Below are 16,670 nucleotides of genomic sequence, written 5' to 3'. Positions count from 1 at the left end.
TGAATGATGTGGCGATATTGTTATAATGCGGGTTCTGTTCAGCCCCGGGTCGGGGATCCTGTGGCAAGGATAGAGCTGAATAGTTACTAGTGCGGTTGCAATTTAACAGAGAGGTTGCCCCGACGGCAAGGATAAGTGAATGGATGGTCGCGCGGCAGGTGCCGTCAATCAGCAATCGAGGAGCCCCTGGGGCTTTGCGCAGTTACTGGAGCAGATCGACATGGGGATTCTCGTGCTTGATCTTGGTCGGCAACAGGTTGACTATTGCAATGCTGCTCTGTTCGAAGTGCTAGGCGATGATTTGCTGTGCCAAAGCTATGAACGTCTTTATGCATTGTTTGTCACACCGGCTGAACAGTCTGATCTGCCTGCTCGCAGTTCTCATCAGGTGCTTTATCAAGAACGTCTGTATGGCTATACCGTTTATCGGGCGGACCCGCGGTACTGTTGTCTTTTTGTCCGTGATATCACCGAAAAGCAGCGGCTCGAATCGATTGCCCAGGCCATCAATGCCATGGATAACCTGGGTTTTGTTTTTTCCGGCATTCGCCACGAAATCGGCAATCCCCTGAATTCGCTGAAAATGGCGTTGATGGCACTTCAGAAAAGTACTGGTAACGAGAATCGTGAAACCCTGGATGAATATATTGAACGGGCATTAGCCGATGTCGGGCGGATGGAATATCTGCTCAAATCGCTCAAAGCGTTCAGCTTGTATGATCGGGTAGAGCTGCGTGAGATGTCTCTGATTGAGTTTATGGAAAAATTTATCGCCCTGGTCGAACCTGATTTCCACGCCGGCGGCATCAGAATTCGCACCGCTATTCCATTGGATATCCGGAACGTCCGAATTGATGAGCGCGCGCTCCATCAGGCTCTGCTGAATATTTTTAATAATGCTGCCGAGGCATTAAAAGGGTGTCGGGATCCGGAAATTCATATCACCACACAAAAGCGCGGAGAACTGGTATGGCTGAAGATCCGCGACAACGGTTGCGGGATTAAGCCGGAACAAAGGAACCATCTGTTCCAGCCATTTAACACCAGTAAGCCGCAAGGTAACGGTTTGGGGCTGGTTATTACCAGAAAGCTGCTGGCAATGATGAATGGTGATATCGCGATTGAGAGTTGGCCACAGCGCGGAACTGAAGTCAGGGTCAGCCTGCCGTTGGCGGAAGCAGCCCAAAAGGAACCGGTGGCAGCGGACTCCTTCCCCTCCATAACAAACTGATCTAGTGAATGGATGTGACATGAAAAAAGTCCTTATTGTCGATGACGAAGCTTCCTTTTTACTGTCGCTCAAAGATGTCCTCAACGTTCATCGGGATAAATTTAACATCCTTACTGCAGAAAATGGCAGTGTCGCTGTTGATCTGCTGCGGGAAGCCCATTTTGATTTGCTGGTTACCGATTTGCGCATGCCGGAAATGAATGGCTTCGAGCTGTTGGCATGGGTCAGCCGTCATCAGCCCCAATTGCCGGTGATTGCTATGTCGGCTTTTGGTACGCCGGAGATTGAAGCACGGTTAAGAAAAATTGACACGCTGCAGTTTATTGAAAAACCGGTGGATCTCCCGTTGCTGGAAAAAGCCATTTTCAATGGTCTGAAGGCCGGGGGAAAGAGTTTTATCCGAGGCATTACTCTGGCGACTTTTTTGCAGTTGATGAATGTTGAGAAAAAAAACTGCACCCTGAAGATTGCCGCAGCGCAGGGACCTGCCTATCTTTTTGTCGCCAATGGCGAATTGATCGATGCTGAATATGCCAACCAGAAGGGGGTGGATGCTGCCCTTGAGATTGTCAGCTGGGATGATGCTGAAATCGAGATGGATGGTATCTGTCGACGGCAGGACGATGTGATCAATATGCCCCTTGGTCATCTATTGATCGAAGCCTTCCGGATCAAAGATGAAGCAGCAGAAGAAATCAAGAAAAATACTGCAGCAGATGATCCACCTCTCCCCGCGCAACCAGCTGCGCCCTTAGCGGCCGATTCAGCCCTGGCGCGGTCGCTGAGCGGCATCAACAGTGTGCAGGAATTTGCCATTTTTGATATGCAACAAACCCTGATCGCAACCAACAGCGGAGCCTGCACGATTGCAACATTTGATATGGAGGCCTTTGCGCAAGCCCTGACTGCAATTGCCCAGGATCTTGATTGGAGCCAATACCGCTCAATGACTCTAGGTACGACGAAGCGTAATCGTTATCTGTTACTTAATCAGCCCGAGCAACAGCTGATGCTCAAACTCAAGCCGGGAGTGCAGTCTGCCCAGGTCCAGAAGGAAATTGAGCGCATTATCGAACGGTGAATCGGCTGAAGCCCAACGATGCCGGTGCCGGAGGACGTGAAAATATGAGGTATGTCATTAACGAATTAAAAATGATTCCGGGGGTCCTTGGCGCCTGTTTTGTTCAGACAGATATCGGTGTCACTGCAGCGAATCTGCCTGCGGTTTTCAAAAAAGAGCGGCTCGAATCGATCGGTAACTCCCTGGCGAAAATTTACGCTGCCGGGGCAACCAGCCTGGACAAATTTTCCTGTTTGTCGCTCCACTTTGATGAGTCGGTGGTTGTTGCCCGCGCCGTTGGTGCCGACACCATTTGTTTCGTCATCTGCGACCCCGCCTATAGCCTCAATCCCCTGATCATGTCTCTGGATTTGCTGCAGGAAGAGATCAGTGACCCTAGCGGTTGGGAAGGATAGCAATTATGGCAACAGCAAAGGACTTTGTTGCACGGATCAGCAAGGTGTCCGGCGTTTCCGGTTGTTTATTGATCAAGAGCGACGGTACCTTGGTGGGCCGTGCCATTGAGGATCCGGAAAACTACACGATCCTGATGCAGATCAGTGGCCGTCTGGCTCATGACATCCAGGAAAATATCGGGGCAAGTAGCTGCCGTTCTGTTAACTTTGGCTGCCGGGAGATGAGCACATTCTATGTGTTTCCTATCGACAATTATCTGCTGGGTCTTGTAGCTCAAGTTGAAGCAGATCATCCGGCAATGCTTGACGAGGTTTATCGCTTGATCGGCCGGGTAACAACCGGAAATTCCTGATCCAGCTGGTGGTGCCGGATCGGTTTTAAAGGGAGACGTTATGTTGGATTTAGTGCGCCAACGGCGCAGTGTGCGGGTGTTTAAACCGCAAACGATTGAAATTGAAAAGATGAAATTGCTTGCTGAGGGCTTGTTGCGTGCCCCTACCTCGAGAAATTTGCAGCCCTGTCACTTTGTGATGATTCAACAGCGCCAGCTTCTCGATCAATTGATCAATGCCAAACCCCATGGTACGACGTTTTTTGCGACCGCGCCGCTGGCTGTAGCAATAGCTGCTGATCCCGGGGTTTCGGATGTCTGGATCGAGGATGCTGCTGTTGCTGCCACCTTCGTACAGTTGCTTGCTGAGGATCTGGGGTTGAAAAGTTGTTGGGCCCAGTTGCGTTTGCGCCGGCACAACAATGACCTCAGCGCGTCTGACTACGTCAGAGACCTGCTGGAGTTACCGGTCGGAATGGAGGTTCCGATCATCATTGCCATGGGCTATCCCGATGAAAAAAAGGCCGGTCATGCCGCCAGCACGTTACGCACTGAAAAAATCCATCATGAACGTTTCAGCCCTTAGGTTTTACTGTTATGGAGCCGTTTTTTGTGCGCCTAGGGGTTGATTTCCATTTAAGGAAATGACACCCTGAGGAACAAAGCAAGGCAAATGTGGTGCCTTGTCAATTTGTGACTTAAAAAAACAGGAGATGACATGACAGCAGTAGTAACAGGGAGCAAAATCAAAGTTCATTACACCGGCACCTTTGATGATGGCGAAGTCTTTGACAGTTCACGCCAGGCAGAGCAGCCTTTTGAGTTTGAGGTAGGTGCCGGTCAGGTGATCCCTGGGTTTGAGAATGCCGTAGTCGGTATGAAAGCCGGAGAAACCAAGCAGGTGCGTTTTACGGAAGAAGAGGCCTATGGACCTTACAATCAGGAAATGATCTTCGATGCGGATCCCAGCCAGTTTGAAGAAGGATTATCTCCCGAAGTGGGGCAGCAGTTTCAGACCCAGATGCAGGATGGAACTCCGTTGCTGCTCACGGTGAAGGCGGTCAGCGATGATAAGATCACCCTGGATGCCAATCACCCGATGGCCGGCAAAGCCCTTAACTTTGACCTGGAAGTGATCGAAGTGGGCTAATGAGGCCCATGTCAACACTCTAAGCTTAATCCGGTCCGATATTTTTATATCGGGCCTTTTTTATCGTGGGCTCGGCAGATTCAGTGGTTGATAGCCAGCCCCCAGGCCCCGATGATGAGGAGCCATGCCAGGGTTCCGCACCACAGATTAGTGCGGTAGGACGTTTTGTTCTTCCCCGGCCCGAGGGCAAAAACCAGAGCCAGTATTGCTCCACTGATAAAACCGAACAGATGGGCACCAATATCGGTGTTCTCGTCACCGACCCCGAACATGGCGAGTAACCCCAAAGCCGCCGCAAGGGGTATTGGCCAACGACGCCACAAACTAGTACGGTAGCGTAGCAGGTTGTAAAGAGCCAGCAAGCCGAGAGCGCCAAAAACCGCAGTTGATGCCCCGATTGAGCGATGGGTAGGGGATTGCACCAGAGCGTTAAGGCTGTTACCCAGAGCGCCGGCAACCAGGACAAGGAAAAAAGCTACCCCGGACCCCAGGATGCGGCACAACCGCAGAATCAGAATGCCGCCAAAAATAAGATTGCTGAACAGGTGCAAAAAACCGGAATGTAGTGTCAGGGCGGTGATGGTGCGCCACCACTGGCCGCTGCGGATATGGCTGACGTCGGCGTTACCCAGTGTCAGCCAGTTGATGTCCTCTAATCCAAGCAGTGACAATTGCTGATGGCTGAGAGGGTGGAACAGGAGCAGGGCAAAAACAACCCAGATGGTTGTTGCCTGGTTGTCTTTTAGGCTGGTAGCAGCGGGGGGCGGTGGTGGCCAGTTGCGGTTTTCCTGCTCATAGCTGATTAATTCCTGCAGTGCTTGCTGAAAAGAAGCGACGGGCACCAGCAACTGGAGATCATCCCCGTTCTTTTCGCTGCGCCAGGGAATATTCCGTGCCTGGAGGACCAATGACCAGTGCTTGAACTGGCGTTTGCTCAACGAACGGTCGGCAAGCCCATCGTGAAGCTGGGTGGGAATAGCAATCCAATCGGGGCGATCAATGTCGTGAACCGATTTAACGTCCATGCCCTATCATGACAGAAACTGATTTGTAAGTGACAGTCTTTTTATTGATCAAAGCAGGATGATATCCCCTGATGGCTGGAGGTTGGTACGATGACGGAAAACTATGGCAAAAAGGGGATGAGTGTCCGAACGCTGGCTGATGAATTGAACCTCTGGCGGCAGGTTGTTGCCGCTATTGAAACCCGGAGCGCCGCTGTTTCGAGCCGGCAATTGCTGGAAAAACTGGCAGCCATTCCGGTGACTCCGAGTCGTGCCGGCAAAAGGCTTGGTTGCTATGCTTATCGCGGCTCCGAGCCGGTGGTTATTCGGCTCCAGTTTGCGCAGGAAGAGGACAACCTGCGGCAGACGTTTCTGCACGAGATTGCCCACGCCTGTGACCATCTGAGTCAGCACGGTGGGCGGCGGCAGGTCGCACATGGCAGCAGCTGGCGGCAGTGGGCTCTTGCCCTGGGGATCGATACTGCCACGACCGGTTGTAGCCCAGCTGTGGTTGCCTTATATCAGCAGCGTCGCAAACTGGTGGCAGTTTGCCTGGAGTGTGGTGCCGAAATCTATCGGGTACGGCGCCTGAATCGTACAAATCGTTATCTTCATCCTCCCTGTGGCGGTATTCTCAAGCCGTTGTGAAGAAGACTCGTCCTTTGGCATTAGAGTTAGCTGTTGGTCAAGAAATCAAGAACCTGCTGCGGATGCTCTGCCGCCTTGGTAATTCTGGGCCAGTGTTTGACGACGATGCCCTGCTCATCGATGAGTACCGTTGAGCGGATGCAGCCGATACTGGTTTTTCCATACATTTTTTTCTCTCCCCAGGCTTGATACTCCTGCATCATGATTGTTTCGGGGTCGCTAAGCAGGACAAAAGGCAGATGAAACTGGCTGATGAATTTGTCGTGGGATGCCAGGCTGTCCTTGCTGACGCCGAGCAGCCTGACCTTCATCTGTACTAGCTGCCCATGCATCTCAGCAAAAGCACAAGACTCCTTGGTACACCCGGGGGTATTGTCTTTGGGGTAGAAGTAAATGATCAGTTTGTTGCCGGCATAGTCCGCGAGGCGGTGTTGTTTGCCATCGCTGCCGTGCAGACAGAAATCAGGAGCATGCTGTCCAGGTTGAATTGCCATAAGAATTATCCTTTCTCGTCTTCATCTAATAGGTGTTTGAGCTTTTCCAGCTTGCGATTGATCGCAGATGCGACCAGTTCCTCGCCGAACATCCAGCGCAGTTGTCCCACCATCAGGGTAACATCGGCCAGTTCGTCTATAACTTCATGGCGGGAGATTTTACCCCGCTTGAAATGTTTGAGCGCTGCAATCAACTCGGCACATTCTTCTATTGCCTGATCATATTGAGCGTCAACGCCCCAGCGGGCAATGGTTGCCTGGTAGATTTTATCCATGGATCGAGCCTTGTCGAAAGACAGAGATACAGGTCATTTTGCTTTTGTATCTGTTCAGCACAGGAGCCAAAGGCCCTGCGCAAGGATAGTGCTGAATAATTACTAATTACCTTACTTTTAACATACTTGTTTATGATTGGGGAGGGTGCGGCCCGCTACAGATGTTGATAAAGCAGTTGACAATATTTGACCAATCTAATAAATTCTCCTGCTAGTGGGGGAAGAGCCGGAGTGTTTTAATGAATCTTCTTATTGCCTTGATGCTGAGTTTTGGCAGCCTGTTTTTGCTGGTGTCTCTGATTCCGGTTGCCAGAATTATCAATCATCCTGGGGCCAAAGATATCGTAAATTACTGGCGCCTGCTTACGGTGCTGATTTGTCTGTTTCTGTGTGGATATCTTGCATATGCGTGGTTTCACTGGTGGACATATCGTGGTCCGGTTGATCTGATTGTTCCCACTATTTTTTTCTTTGGAGCGGTTTTTGTTCTTCTGGTAACCGTGTTGACGTTAAAAACAACCCAGGCGTTACAACGAACTTTCCAGTTGGAACGGGACAGCATTATGGACTCCCTGCTCGGAATATATAATCGCAGTTATCTGGATCGCCGTCTACCCGAACAGTTTTCCAGTGCCAAGCGCTATGGTCACGATTTGTCGGTGCTGATGATCGACATTGATCACTTCAAGTCAGTGAATGATAACTGGGGCCATCAGATTGGGGATCAGGTATTGCAGAATGTCACACGTATGATCAAGAATCGGGTGCGCGAAACAGATATCTTGTGTCGTTATGGTGGGGAGGAGCTTTTTATCCTCCTTCCTCATACTGGGGGGAGTGAGGCGATGACCAAGGCTGAAATGATTCGAACCGAGATTGAAACAGGAGCAGATTGCCCTCAGGTCCTTACGGTGAGCATTGGTGTTGCTGCCGTATCGAATCAGGTCGGTTCAGCGCCGGATCTGGTCTGGCAGGCCGACATGGCACTTTACCGCGCCAAAAACGGGGGGCGTAATCGCTGCGAGTTCTATTCTCCCCCGGTTTCTTGAGTACTCTCGCTGGGTTGCGTTGATTTGCCCTGCCGGCTAAAACAAGGGCTGGAAGGTGCCACCGTCATAAAAAGATTTTCTTCAGATGGTGTCGGGGCGTTCTTTATTTAAAAACATCGCGAGCTTTTCTTCTACCAGATTCAAGTGCACCAGCATTTTAGCTCGCGCCCGCTCCGGATCACGGGCTTCAATTGCCTCAAGAATGTCACGGTGGTGATTAAGCAGCAATTCAACATACCCCTCTTTGCTGTAAAATTCGCCGAGGGCGACCATAATCGTGGTTTGAAACAGGGTCTGAATGGTGTTCAGTACGTGAACCTGGATGGTATTGTGGGTTGCGGCAGTGATCGTCAGGTGGAACTGGAAGTCGATCTCCGGATCCCATCCGCCGCTTTCAGCTTGTTCCTCCATGACCGTATAGATTTCACGTAAGCGATCAATTTCCGGTTGTTCCGCTCGCTTTGCTGCCAAGTAGGCTGACCAGGTTTCCAGTCCCATGCGAACCTCGGTCAGGGCATGCAACATGCGTGGATCGCGACGTTCGACCATGCTGGCCAAAGGATCGGCCATGGCGACATCGGCAAGGGAGCGAACATAGGTCCCGCCGCCTTGACGGGACTCAAGAAATCCCATCGCTTCGAGCACCATAATTGCTTCACGCACCGAGGGGCGGCTGACACCTAAAAAAGTCGCCAGTTCACGCTCAGATGGGATGCGCTGACCGGGGCCGAGGTCACCACGTGAGATCAGCTCTTTAATCTGGTCAACGATTTCTTCTGATAATTTTTTGGGACGAATCGGTTTGAATACGGTGGCCATGTTTGTCTCCCGTTTATATGGTATGACCTTTTAGCATAGCCATTGAGTAAAAACAAGGGTCGTAAAAGCCGACAATATGCGGTTGCTTCATGTAGTTTGTTGGCGGCTTTTTTGACTGCGTTTATAGCGGGTAAACCATTCCTGAAATTCCTTTTCCTCGTGCTCCATCTCAAAAGCATTTACCAGACCGCGGGCCAGGGAAACGGCAACGGCACGATTGCGCAAGTTAAAGGAATCTCCATATTTTTCACTGTGGAACTGTTCCTGATCGAGACCCAGTTTGTTATACAGGGAGTTGAGGCGACTCTGAATGCCGCGCCGCGACAGATAACGGCGCTGCGCCATCAGGTTATCGGTCAGCCCCAGGGAAATATCGAGCAGCGCCTCATATTCGATGTCAGACAAGGCCGTCAAGCTGTGACCGGCGCGTCCTTGAACTTTGCGTACTTCAGGGGCGATCCAGCATTGTTCATCGATCAGGACGGTGCGAATGGCTGAACTGATCTGCTCCTTGCTTGCTGATTTAAGGACGTAGCCGTAGACCGTTTCCGGCGGAACTATTTTAACCAGGGAGCGTACGTACATTTCATCCTTGAATTGACTCCAGAAAACGATCCGTGCCTGCGGTTGCTTACTCCACAGTTGGCGGGCGAATTCCACCCCGTTGAGTTCCGGCATCTGAATATCACTGACAATTAACGGTCGCTTGCGTTCGCTGCCGATTTCCAGCGCCACCAGTCCGGTCGGCGCACGGGTAACGTTGACCTGCTCAGGCCATTGGGAAAAGAGGTGTTCGAGAAACTCCAAATCTTTGGGGTTGTCTTCAGCAATGAGGATTTCCAGGGGGGTTGGCATGCTTGACTCCGTTAACTTGAAATGGCGGTGTCCAGGGTGAGTTCAAAGCGGGTACCGCTGGAGAAGCGTGACGGCTTCCACTGTACCTGAGCACCAATGGCTCTGGCGCGCTCTCGGATATTATTGAGTCCGCGTCCCTGTTCGTGTTTTCGGTCGCTATTAAAGCCACAGCCGTTGTCTTCAACAGAAAACACCAGGGTTGCTTCACGCAGTTCCAGATTAACCTCGTAGCGGCTGGCAGCTGCATGCTTGTGAACGTTCTGGATAGCCTCAATGGCTACGCGATAAATGGTCAGTTGTTTGATCCGATCAAGCTTCAAGTCTGCCACTCGGGAGTCGATATGCAGATGGCAAGCCGGGCTGCCTGTTGGCTGGTCAAGCTGATCGATATGGGCTTCGATGGCGGCACCGAGACCAAGAATATCGAGGGTTTGTGGGTGCAGGTTGTTCATGATGTCGCGCAGGTTGGCGATGGCCTTGTGAAGATCGCGTTCGAGGCCGCTGATACGGTCACCGGCAGCATCCAGAGTCTGCAGCTCGGACAGGGATTGCAGGCCGCGCAGAATGCCGGACAGGTCGGAGAGTGATTGATCATGGAGATCCATGGCAATGCGGCGGCGTTCTTCTTCCGCTCCTTCCAGGAGTTTTTCGGTACCGACGACCTGAATCAATCGGGTCGCCATGCGATTGATGGAACGCGCCAGAACATCCATCTCGTCTTGAATGCGCTCCGGAACCGGCGGCAGATCGATACTGCCGTCGGCAATGCGGGCGGCATTGGCGGAGATGGTCTGGATCCTGCTTAAAATGCGCCGACTGAAATAGATGGAGATCGACAGTCCCAGCAGTACGGCGATAATCAACACCCCGATAGTCACCAGAACCGTCCGTTCAACCAGTTGGTTGATATCCTGTTCATGGGCCTGGCGCAGGTGATTTCGATGGTTCTGAGTCAGGCTGGAGAGGCCGGAAAGTTCAGCCCTCAGCTGGGCAAACAAGGGTGCTGTGTTTTCAGGTTCGAGACCGGCAGCAGGGTTAAGACTGCGCGCCAGATCGGCCAGATAGGCAATCTGTTCGGAGCTTTTTACCGTTCCAACAGGCTCAATCCGGCCAATGGCCGAGAGCAGACGTTCATAAAGATCAACAATGAGCGCCAGGTCTTCCGGGGCAGCCATGCCGCTGTGCTGAATGACACGCAGTAAAACGTGCAGTCTGCGAGCCGCCATGTCAGCCTCAGCCAGAGCGACAAAGGTGGTTTCTGCCGCTTTAATGCTGCGTCTTTTGCTGTTGAGGTCCCAGTAGGTGTAGTGCATGAACCCCAGCAGCAGCAGCAGCAGCAGCAGGATCGTCGCTGGAGCGAGAAGAATCTGTTGTTTGACCGTTATGCGCATCAGCGGATGCTATCATGTTCGTTGACGGTTGAAACTGTGCGGATGCGCAGAGACCTCATTTTTTCAGGCCAAGATGGCGGAATGCTGAATCGGCCAGATCGACCATCCCTTCAATGGTTTTTCGGTAGAGCCGGCGGATAGGCACATCATTGACATGGAGCTGTTCATCCATTTGTTGCAGGAGTATCTTGTCGCCGGCAGCAAAGGTATCAAGTGCGGTGGCGGCCTGCGGGTCGATGCCGATCAGGAAGCGATAGTCATGTTTTTCATGGCGGACGGAAATGAGCAGCAGGGTACGCTCAATGTCGCCACTGCGGAAATTGTGTCGGGATGTTTTTGCCAGCAGGCGGGCCACGCAGCGTTGCTTTTCACCGAGGACTGTCTCCAGGCTCATGCCGGCGGGTTTAAGCCGGCCCAGGGAGATCTCGTCGCCGGATTGAGAGGTGGTTGGTTGGCGTTCAAGAAAACTTCGTTCGGTTTCCAGCAATACCACCACGTTATTGTTGATTGGCCCACCAATAGAGTGCGACAGCGCCGCCTGATATCGACCGCTGGTCAAGAAACGATGGTTTTCAACAATTTGCACCATGCCGGTTGCCCCCAGCGGGTGGCCGCGTCCTTTCAGGCCGCCGGTCAGATTGGTGGGAAAACGTCCGGTGGGTCCGGTAAGGTTATTATCAAGGAGCCCTTCCAGTAGCAGGCTTCGGGGAATTACGCCGAGATCGACCAGGTTGATTGGACCAAAGCCGTTAAACGGGTCGTGCATGTTGATATGGAGGGATCCAGCCAGCTGATCAAGACTACTGAGCTTCGCCTTGTCCAGGGCCTGGGTGAGGGCGATCCGGGTTGCTGGAAAGCTGGTGAAGGTCAAGCGGTCTGCAATGGTCGGTATATCGGTTCCGGAACCGATACCGCTGACCCGGACCGCGCTCGGGGCTGCGGTCAACAGACAGGCAGCAACGCCATCCGACATGGGGCAGAAATCGTAGTAATGCAACGGATCATAGTATAGATAGTTTTTGCCGCTCGTGATATCAGCAAAATAGGTGTCGACGGGGATCTCATAATTCAGATGGGCATCAGGGTTTTGTGCGGCATAATGGTGAGCTCGTTCGGTCAGGCGTGCTGAAAACGAAGTCCACTGATCCTCGGAGAGGTTGAATTCTTCCATCAGGCTCCGCGCTACCAGGGCTCCACAGGCGGGCATGGTCAGGCCGTATTCTGCTTCCTCGCGATCGATCACCCCGGCGACAATACGGGTTGCCGCAGCGGTCGTGGCGTCGGTCATCTTCTGGATGCCAATGGCCAGTACCTGGTCGTGCTGGCCGGAAGCGACCTCAAGGTAAGCGGCCTCAAAGGCGCTGGCGCCGGAGGACGAGGCCGTATCAACCAGGATCGATTTGGCCCCGCTGATGCCGAGGCGACCACTGATTTTTGCTGCCACATTGTCGATGCCGGAAAAAGCGAACGGATTCTGACTGCCAACAATAATACAGCCAATTTTTTGCAATGAGGTGTGATGCTTTTGCACCAGGGGGCTAAGCTGATCGACAAGCTCAAAGAAGCTCAGTGCCGGACGATGATGACCGTTATATTTGCCAACCGGGAGCATTAAGGAGTCGGCCAGGTAAACAGGTCGTGGTTGGAAGGACATTGACGACACCTCCAGGTGAATATTAAAAAAAAACCCCGAAGACCTGGAGGGGGGGTAGGTCTTCGGGGCCGGAGTCTCCCGAAAGAGCTCCATTTGTAGAGACACTACACGATGAGAGGGTGATTGTAAAGTAAAAAAGTCAGTGGCGACGAAAAAAAGGATTGCCGGCAAACACGCTTTTCGAGTTTATCCCCTGGTGCTGTTGTTCCGGCTTTTCGGCAAGGTGATGGTAAAGCTGCTTCCTTGTCCGGGAGTGGAGGAGACGCTGATGCTCCCATGGTGGGCATCAACAACCCATTTGACAATGGCTAAGCCCAGACCTGTGCCACCATCGTATTGATGGATATTTTTATCCACCCGGTAAAATCTGTCAAAGATATGCTGGAGGTGGCGCTCCTCGATACCGATTCCAGTGTCGCTGATCCTTATCGTCACCGCAGATTCTGTGACCCTGGCAGCGATAGTAACGACCCCTGACGTGGGGGTATAGCGAATAGCATTGGTCAGTAAATTCAGAATGGCCTGCCTTAAGCGCAGTTCGTCAGCTTGGATAACGATCCCGGTGTCTGGGCAATCCAGCTCGAGCAGAATCTCTTTTCCCCCGGCAAGGACCTGCCCTTGACGTTGCAGGTCTTTCAGCAATTGATGCAGGCTAATAGTTGTTGGTTGTAGCGGAATCTCCCCCAGATCACTTTTGGATAGGGTCAGCAGATCGTCAACCAGATAACTCATGCGAGTGATCTCTTCCAGATTGGATTCCAGCACCTGGCGAATGTCGGTAATTTCACTTTTGCGCCGTAGGGCAATTTCCGTTTCGCCACGCAAAATGGTCAGGGGTGTGCGCAGTTCATGGGCAACGTGGGCTGAAAATTGGCGGGCTCGATGGAGCGCGGAAAACATCCGCTCGATCAATCGATCACAGCTTTCGGCAAGTTCGCGCACTGCCGTTGAGTTGAGCTGGTCTGTGGCCAAGGGCTGGGTGGGCTGGTCCGGCCTGATATCGTCAATATGTCTGAGCAATCGTTTTAAGCCCTGGTTGTTGTGCTTGCGCTGCAGACTAACAAGATAGTGCGAGGCCGCCGCTATGATAAGGAGCGATGCAAGAAGCAATGCCAGGCGCCAGCGCAACAGGAGGGCCGAGAAGGAGCCAAGGTCCGTACTTAAGAGTTGGTAAGCGATTATTTCACTCGAATCTTTTATCGGCCACGCCAGGGCGCGTCGGGTTTTATTCTGGCTGACGGAAAAAAAGAGGATTTTGTTGCCAGTCGGTAGCTGGTCGGGCATGGCAACCTGTGAGTGACCCCCCGAGGTAGAGAAGCAGATCAGGTCGCCGCTGGGGGAATAGCGGGCAAAGTGCCATTCGTCCAGTAGTCGTTGCAGGGGGGCCGTGGCCAACTCACAAGAAGTGGCTGTTGTTCTTTCTTCCAGCGGCAAGTTGAGCTGGAGATAGTCAAGGATGTCGGCAGTCCGTTGCAGCTCTGTGTCAATGCGGTCAAGCATTCCTTGATAAAGGGCAGATTGCCACAAAAAAGCGCTGATTCCCAGGATGACTGCCAGGGCCATCAGGGGCGGCGATAGTAACTGCCTGCAGAAGGTTCTGAGGAAGGGCAATCTATTCCGGCTCCCTGAGCATATAGCCAACACCTCGCACCGTGTGGATCAGTTTTGTGTCAAAGCCGCGATCAATTTTTTTGCGCAGATAATTGACGTACACATCAATAATGTTGGTGAAGGTGTCAAAGGTATAATCCCACACCTGCTCAGCAATCATGGTACGTGTTAGTGCCTGATTAGGGTTGCGCATGAAGTATTCCAGCAGAGCATATTCCTTGGAGGTCAGGTCGATCTCCTTATCGTTTCTCCAGACTTTATGGGATACCGGGTCGATGCGTAGATCAGCAAATAACAGTTCGGCGCCCCGATCCCGGGCGTTGCGCCTGATCAGGGCCTTAACCCGAGACACCAGTTCGGCAAAGGCAAAAGGTTTGGTCAGGTAATCATCGCTGCCGCAGTCCAGTCCGGCAACGATATCTTCCACGGTGTCTTTGGCCGTCAGACACAGTATCGGGGTGCTGACGTTCTTCTCGCGCAGGGATTGAATCGCGCTGAGTCCATCCATTTTAGGGAGCATGACATCCATCAGAATCAGGTCGTACTTTCCCGTGGCGCCCAAGGTCAGTCCGGTCTCGCCATCTTCAGCCAGATCGACAGAGAGTCCTTCCTCTTCGAGGCCACGCTTGATAAAACCTGCGACTTTTTTTTCGTCTTCAACCACCAGGATACGCATGGACTGTCTCCTTTAAATTGTAACCAATCAGGACGGTGCGTGTAGTTAGTTTTAATCTACAGAGGCAAACTCTTGGGGCAATAAAAACCTGCAAGCTACCTATTTCAATGTGGAAAGCAATAAAGAAACCTTATTGAATAGTGAACGCTCATGAGAAGTTTCCGGAGACTTTAGCAGGTTGGGGTTGTGAGTGCAAGGATAATAATAGTGTTTTTTAATTTTAGCCTCAGGGGGGGGGACCGGTAAGCTTACCAAGCACTGGGATCTTTGTGCCCTGGTTCGGTAAAACCAGGCAAGTGGGAGATTATCTGTTGATTTTTATATATAATTTCTGCTAATTAGTGAGCATGAAAGAAAACTATTTGTCCATAGATGTTAAACTCAAAGGGGTATTGGTTGAGGTGGCTTGCGCAGTGCTGATGGAGCAGCAGTGCTGTGGCATCCTGATCGAAGACAGGCAGTTGGATACCTTTGAGGTGCCCGATAACCCGTTGGATCTGGATAAAGATTACACCTTGACGGCCTATTTTGCCCTGGAAGTCCCCGCTGCACTGCTGCTTCAACAGCTCTGGTCGGCTTTTGCTGCGTTGCCGGTGTTTACCCCTGGTACCCTCAGTTTGACGGCCAGTCAATCTTTACCGCAGGTTGATTGGGCTCAGAGCTGGAAACAGCACTTTACCGGTTTTCAGGTTGGCAATCGGCTGATTGTCCATCCGAGCTGGGAAGCTCCGTATGTCGAAAAAAACCAGGTAGCAATCGAAATTGATCCGGGTATGGCCTTTGGTACCGGCACCCACGCAACCACGCGGCTGTGCTTGGACGCCATCGCCGAGCAACTGGAGGGCCATCAACGCCCCCTGCGATTGCTTGATGTTGGTACCGGATCGGGTATCTTGGCCATAGGTGCTGCGGCGCTTGGTTGTGACCGGGTGGTTGCAACCGATATCGATCCGGTGGCTTGTGAGGTAGCGCGGGAAAATGTGGTGCGCAACAATCTTACTGGACGGATAACCGTGACCAGCGATCCCCTGGAAAAGATTGATGGTCATTATGACCTGGTGGTTGCCAATATCCTGGCCGAGGAAAATATCCGCCTGAAAAAGGCGTTGCTTCAACATGTGCGACCCGGAGGTTGGCTGATATTATCAGGCATCCTCAAGGAAAAAGAATCCCTGGTCACAGCAGCCTTTACCGGCACGGAGCTAAACGTGTTGCCACCACGTTACCGTGAAGATTGGGTCTGTCTGGTATACCAGCGACAGCAAGTGGTATGAGACGTTTTTTGGTGACCGATGTGGATTTTCGACTGAATGAAAGCGTCCTGTTGCCTGAGGGTGTCCAGCATCACCTGCTTCGCGTATTGCGCCTCGAGCCGGGAGCGACCTTTCGGCTTTTTGATGGTAGTGGTCAGGTTGCTGATGCGGTTTTGCAGGATGGTGGTCGTGCTTGTTTGTGTCGCCTCCACGACAGCTTGCCGGCACCCTGTCAGATCAGCCTGATTCAGGGTGTCCCCAAGGGAGATAAGACTGAGCTGATCCTGCAAAAGGGGACTGAGCTGGGGGTCAGTCAGTTTCACCTGGTCACCACCGCACGGAGTGTTGTCCGCTTCAAAAACAGGTCGCATCAGTCGTTACGCTGGCAAAAGATAATTGAGGAGGCGGCCCGCCAGAGTGGCCAGTATCATCTGCCCCGGTTGCAGTGCAGTAACTCTTTGAAGGACGTCCTGGGAGACGATCCGGCGGACCTGAAGCTTCTGCTGTGGGAAAAGTGTGAGACGCCGTTGGCGGACGTTCTGGGCGATCAGAGGTACCAGCGAATTTCGGTCATGGTTGGTCCTGAGGGCGGAATCACCGAAGCAGAGGCGGCTGAGGCGGTCTCACACGGATATCAAGCCGCCAGTCTGGGACCGAGAATTTTGCGTACAGAGACCGCCGGGCTTGCGATAATCGCTGTTTTACAATATCTTTATGGCGATTTATCCGGTAATACAGGCTCAATTTAGCGA

The 16,670-nt window shown here is 52.3% G+C and carries 19 protein-coding genes; 10 read left to right on the top strand and 9 right to left on the bottom strand.

The genetic code is table 11. The annotated features are described in order from the left end of the window. Positions 1 to 139 precede the first annotated feature (139 nt). The 6 genes from ICT70_RS07700 (at position 140) to ICT70_RS07675 (ending at position 4,189) form a co-directional block, all read left to right on the top strand. Positions 140 to 1,231, top strand: a complete 1,092-nt coding sequence (locus tag ICT70_RS07700) for a two-component system sensor histidine kinase NtrB (protein ID WP_191155184.1) — start codon at positions 140 to 142, stop codon at positions 1,229 to 1,231. A 19-nt stretch (positions 1,232 to 1,250) separates the two neighbouring features. Beyond that, positions 1,251 to 2,312: a response regulator gene (locus ICT70_RS07695; RefSeq protein WP_191155182.1), complete on the top strand. Its 1,062-nt coding sequence runs from the start codon at positions 1,251 to 1,253 to the stop codon at positions 2,310 to 2,312. Positions 2,313 to 2,356: 44 nt separating this feature from the next. Next, positions 2,357 to 2,707: a hypothetical protein gene (locus tag ICT70_RS07690; RefSeq protein ID WP_191155180.1), complete on the top strand. Its 351-nt coding sequence runs from the start codon at positions 2,357 to 2,359 to the stop codon at positions 2,705 to 2,707. 5 nt (positions 2,708 to 2,712) lie between these two features. Beyond that, on the top strand, positions 2,713 to 3,060 hold the full coding sequence (locus ICT70_RS07685; protein ID WP_191155178.1) for a hypothetical protein: 348 nt from the start codon (positions 2,713 to 2,715) through the stop codon (positions 3,058 to 3,060). Positions 3,061 to 3,100: 40 nt separating this feature from the next. Beyond that, positions 3,101 to 3,625, top strand: a complete 525-nt coding sequence (locus ICT70_RS07680; RefSeq protein WP_191155176.1) for a nitroreductase family protein — start codon at positions 3,101 to 3,103, stop codon at positions 3,623 to 3,625. Positions 3,626 to 3,757: 132 nt separating this feature from the next. After that, positions 3,758 to 4,189, top strand: a complete 432-nt coding sequence (locus ICT70_RS07675) for an FKBP-type peptidyl-prolyl cis-trans isomerase (RefSeq protein WP_191155174.1) — start codon at positions 3,758 to 3,760, stop codon at positions 4,187 to 4,189. Between the two features lie 80 nt (positions 4,190 to 4,269). On the opposite strand, the gene ICT70_RS07670 is transcribed toward ICT70_RS07675, so the two are convergent. Beyond that, complete coding sequence (locus ICT70_RS07670; protein WP_191155172.1) at positions 4,270 to 5,214, bottom strand: rhomboid family intramembrane serine protease; 945 nt, start codon at positions 5,212 to 5,214, stop codon at positions 4,270 to 4,272. A gap of 90 nt (positions 5,215 to 5,304) precedes the next feature. On the opposite strand from ICT70_RS07670, the gene ICT70_RS07665 reads away from it, so the two are divergent. Next, entirely contained in the window at positions 5,305 to 5,841 is a 537-nt protein-coding gene (locus ICT70_RS07665) for a SprT-like domain-containing protein (protein WP_191155170.1), read from the top strand. 26 nt (positions 5,842 to 5,867) lie between these two features. Here the strand turns inward: ICT70_RS07665 and ICT70_RS07660 are convergent, their stop codons facing one another. Both ICT70_RS07660 and ICT70_RS07655 read right to left on the bottom strand, forming a co-directional pair. Further along, a complete protein-coding gene (locus ICT70_RS07660; RefSeq protein WP_191155168.1) occupies positions 5,868 to 6,335 on the bottom strand; it encodes a peroxiredoxin in 468 nt (155 codons plus the stop codon). Between the two features lie 5 nt (positions 6,336 to 6,340). Beyond that, positions 6,341 to 6,610 (bottom strand): nucleoside triphosphate pyrophosphohydrolase family protein, encoded by a 270-nt coding sequence (locus tag ICT70_RS07655; protein WP_191155166.1) that lies wholly within the window; start codon positions 6,608 to 6,610, stop codon positions 6,341 to 6,343. 239 nt (positions 6,611 to 6,849) lie between these two features. On the opposite strand from ICT70_RS07655, the gene ICT70_RS07650 reads away from it, so the two are divergent. Continuing rightward, a complete protein-coding gene (locus tag ICT70_RS07650; RefSeq protein WP_191155164.1) occupies positions 6,850 to 7,659 on the top strand; it encodes a GGDEF domain-containing protein in 810 nt (269 codons plus the stop codon). Between the two features lie 81 nt (positions 7,660 to 7,740). Here ICT70_RS07650 and ICT70_RS07645 read toward each other — a convergent pair whose 3' ends face one another. From ICT70_RS07645 to ICT70_RS07620, 6 genes are all read right to left on the bottom strand, one after another. Continuing rightward, positions 7,741 to 8,478, bottom strand: coding sequence for a FadR/GntR family transcriptional regulator (locus tag ICT70_RS07645; RefSeq protein ID WP_191155162.1), 738 nt, complete (start codon positions 8,476 to 8,478; stop codon positions 7,741 to 7,743). Positions 8,479 to 8,565: 87 nt separating this feature from the next. After that, positions 8,566 to 9,333 carry a response regulator transcription factor gene (locus tag ICT70_RS07640; RefSeq protein ID WP_191155160.1) on the bottom strand — a complete coding sequence of 256 codons (768 nt, stop codon included), beginning with the start codon at positions 9,331 to 9,333 and terminating at the stop codon, positions 8,566 to 8,568. An 11-nt stretch (positions 9,334 to 9,344) separates the two neighbouring features. Further along, on the bottom strand, positions 9,345 to 10,724 hold the full coding sequence (locus ICT70_RS07635) for a sensor histidine kinase (RefSeq protein ID WP_191155158.1): 1,380 nt from the start codon (positions 10,722 to 10,724) through the stop codon (positions 9,345 to 9,347). Positions 10,725 to 10,779: 55 nt separating this feature from the next. Then, on the bottom strand, positions 10,780 to 12,378 hold the full coding sequence (locus tag ICT70_RS07630; RefSeq protein WP_191155156.1) for a thiolase family protein: 1,599 nt from the start codon (positions 12,376 to 12,378) through the stop codon (positions 10,780 to 10,782). A gap of 186 nt (positions 12,379 to 12,564) precedes the next feature. Then, positions 12,565 to 13,989, bottom strand: a complete 1,425-nt coding sequence (locus ICT70_RS07625) for a sensor histidine kinase (RefSeq protein WP_191155154.1) — start codon at positions 13,987 to 13,989, stop codon at positions 12,565 to 12,567. A 1-nt stretch (position 13,990) separates the two neighbouring features. Further along, the gene (locus ICT70_RS07620; RefSeq protein WP_191155152.1) at positions 13,991 to 14,665 is read right to left on the bottom strand and encodes a response regulator; all 675 of its coding nucleotides are present in this window, start codon (positions 14,663 to 14,665) and stop codon (positions 13,991 to 13,993) included. 347 nt (positions 14,666 to 15,012) lie between these two features. Between ICT70_RS07620 and prmA the strand changes: the two genes are divergently transcribed. After that, positions 15,013 to 15,939, top strand: a complete 927-nt coding sequence (gene prmA / locus ICT70_RS07615; RefSeq protein ID WP_191155150.1) for a 50S ribosomal protein L11 methyltransferase — start codon at positions 15,013 to 15,015, stop codon at positions 15,937 to 15,939. Next, positions 15,936 to 16,667, top strand: coding sequence for an RsmE family RNA methyltransferase (locus ICT70_RS07610; protein WP_191155147.1), 732 nt, complete (start codon positions 15,936 to 15,938; stop codon positions 16,665 to 16,667). Before prmA ends, ICT70_RS07610 begins: the two co-directional genes overlap by 4 nt. The last annotated feature ends 3 nt before the right edge of the window (positions 16,668 to 16,670 follow it).

Origin of the sequence: Pelovirga terrestris (genome assembly GCF_014773365.1) — a bacterium.
GTDB classification, from domain to species: Bacteria; Desulfobacterota; Desulfuromonadia; order Desulfuromonadales; family Geopsychrobacteraceae; genus Pelovirga; species Pelovirga terrestris.
This window is presented reverse-complemented; position numbering and strand designations above follow the sequence as displayed.

What these genes read in the sequence shown, in the direction of transcription:
- ICT70_RS07700 (WP_191155184.1), top strand. Translation starts at nt 140, where the DNA reads ATGGATGGTCGCGCGGCAGGTGCCGTCAATCAGCAATCGAGGAGCCCC.
- ICT70_RS07695 (WP_191155182.1), top strand. Translation starts at nt 1,251, where the DNA reads ATGAAAAAAGTCCTTATTGTCGATGACGAAGCTTCCTTTTTACTGTCG.
- ICT70_RS07690 (WP_191155180.1), top strand. Translation starts at nt 2,357, where the DNA reads ATGAGGTATGTCATTAACGAATTAAAAATGATTCCGGGGGTCCTTGGC.
- ICT70_RS07685 (WP_191155178.1), top strand. Translation starts at nt 2,713, where the DNA reads ATGGCAACAGCAAAGGACTTTGTTGCACGGATCAGCAAGGTGTCCGGC.
- ICT70_RS07680 (WP_191155176.1), top strand. Translation starts at nt 3,101, where the DNA reads ATGTTGGATTTAGTGCGCCAACGGCGCAGTGTGCGGGTGTTTAAACCG.
- ICT70_RS07675 (WP_191155174.1), top strand. Translation starts at nt 3,758, where the DNA reads ATGACAGCAGTAGTAACAGGGAGCAAAATCAAAGTTCATTACACCGGC.
- ICT70_RS07670 (WP_191155172.1), bottom strand. Translation starts at nt 5,214, where the DNA reads ATGGACGTTAAATCGGTTCACGACATTGATCGCCCCGATTGGATTGCT.
- ICT70_RS07665 (WP_191155170.1), top strand. Translation starts at nt 5,305, where the DNA reads ATGACGGAAAACTATGGCAAAAAGGGGATGAGTGTCCGAACGCTGGCT.
- ICT70_RS07660 (WP_191155168.1), bottom strand. Translation starts at nt 6,335, where the DNA reads ATGGCAATTCAACCTGGACAGCATGCTCCTGATTTCTGTCTGCACGGC.
- ICT70_RS07655 (WP_191155166.1), bottom strand. Translation starts at nt 6,610, where the DNA reads ATGGATAAAATCTACCAGGCAACCATTGCCCGCTGGGGCGTTGACGCT.
- ICT70_RS07650 (WP_191155164.1), top strand. Translation starts at nt 6,850, where the DNA reads ATGAATCTTCTTATTGCCTTGATGCTGAGTTTTGGCAGCCTGTTTTTG.
- ICT70_RS07645 (WP_191155162.1), bottom strand. Translation starts at nt 8,478, where the DNA reads ATGGCCACCGTATTCAAACCGATTCGTCCCAAAAAATTATCAGAAGAA.
- ICT70_RS07640 (WP_191155160.1), bottom strand. Translation starts at nt 9,333, where the DNA reads ATGCCAACCCCCCTGGAAATCCTCATTGCTGAAGACAACCCCAAAGAT.
- ICT70_RS07635 (WP_191155158.1), bottom strand. Translation starts at nt 10,724, where the DNA reads ATGCGCATAACGGTCAAACAACAGATTCTTCTCGCTCCAGCGACGATC.
- ICT70_RS07630 (WP_191155156.1), bottom strand. Translation starts at nt 12,378, where the DNA reads ATGTCCTTCCAACCACGACCTGTTTACCTGGCCGACTCCTTAATGCTC.
- ICT70_RS07620 (WP_191155152.1), bottom strand. Translation starts at nt 14,665, where the DNA reads ATGCGTATCCTGGTGGTTGAAGACGAAAAAAAAGTCGCAGGTTTTATC.
- prmA (WP_191155150.1), top strand. Translation starts at nt 15,013, where the DNA reads ATGAAAGAAAACTATTTGTCCATAGATGTTAAACTCAAAGGGGTATTG.
- ICT70_RS07610 (WP_191155147.1), top strand. Translation starts at nt 15,936, where the DNA reads ATGAGACGTTTTTTGGTGACCGATGTGGATTTTCGACTGAATGAAAGC.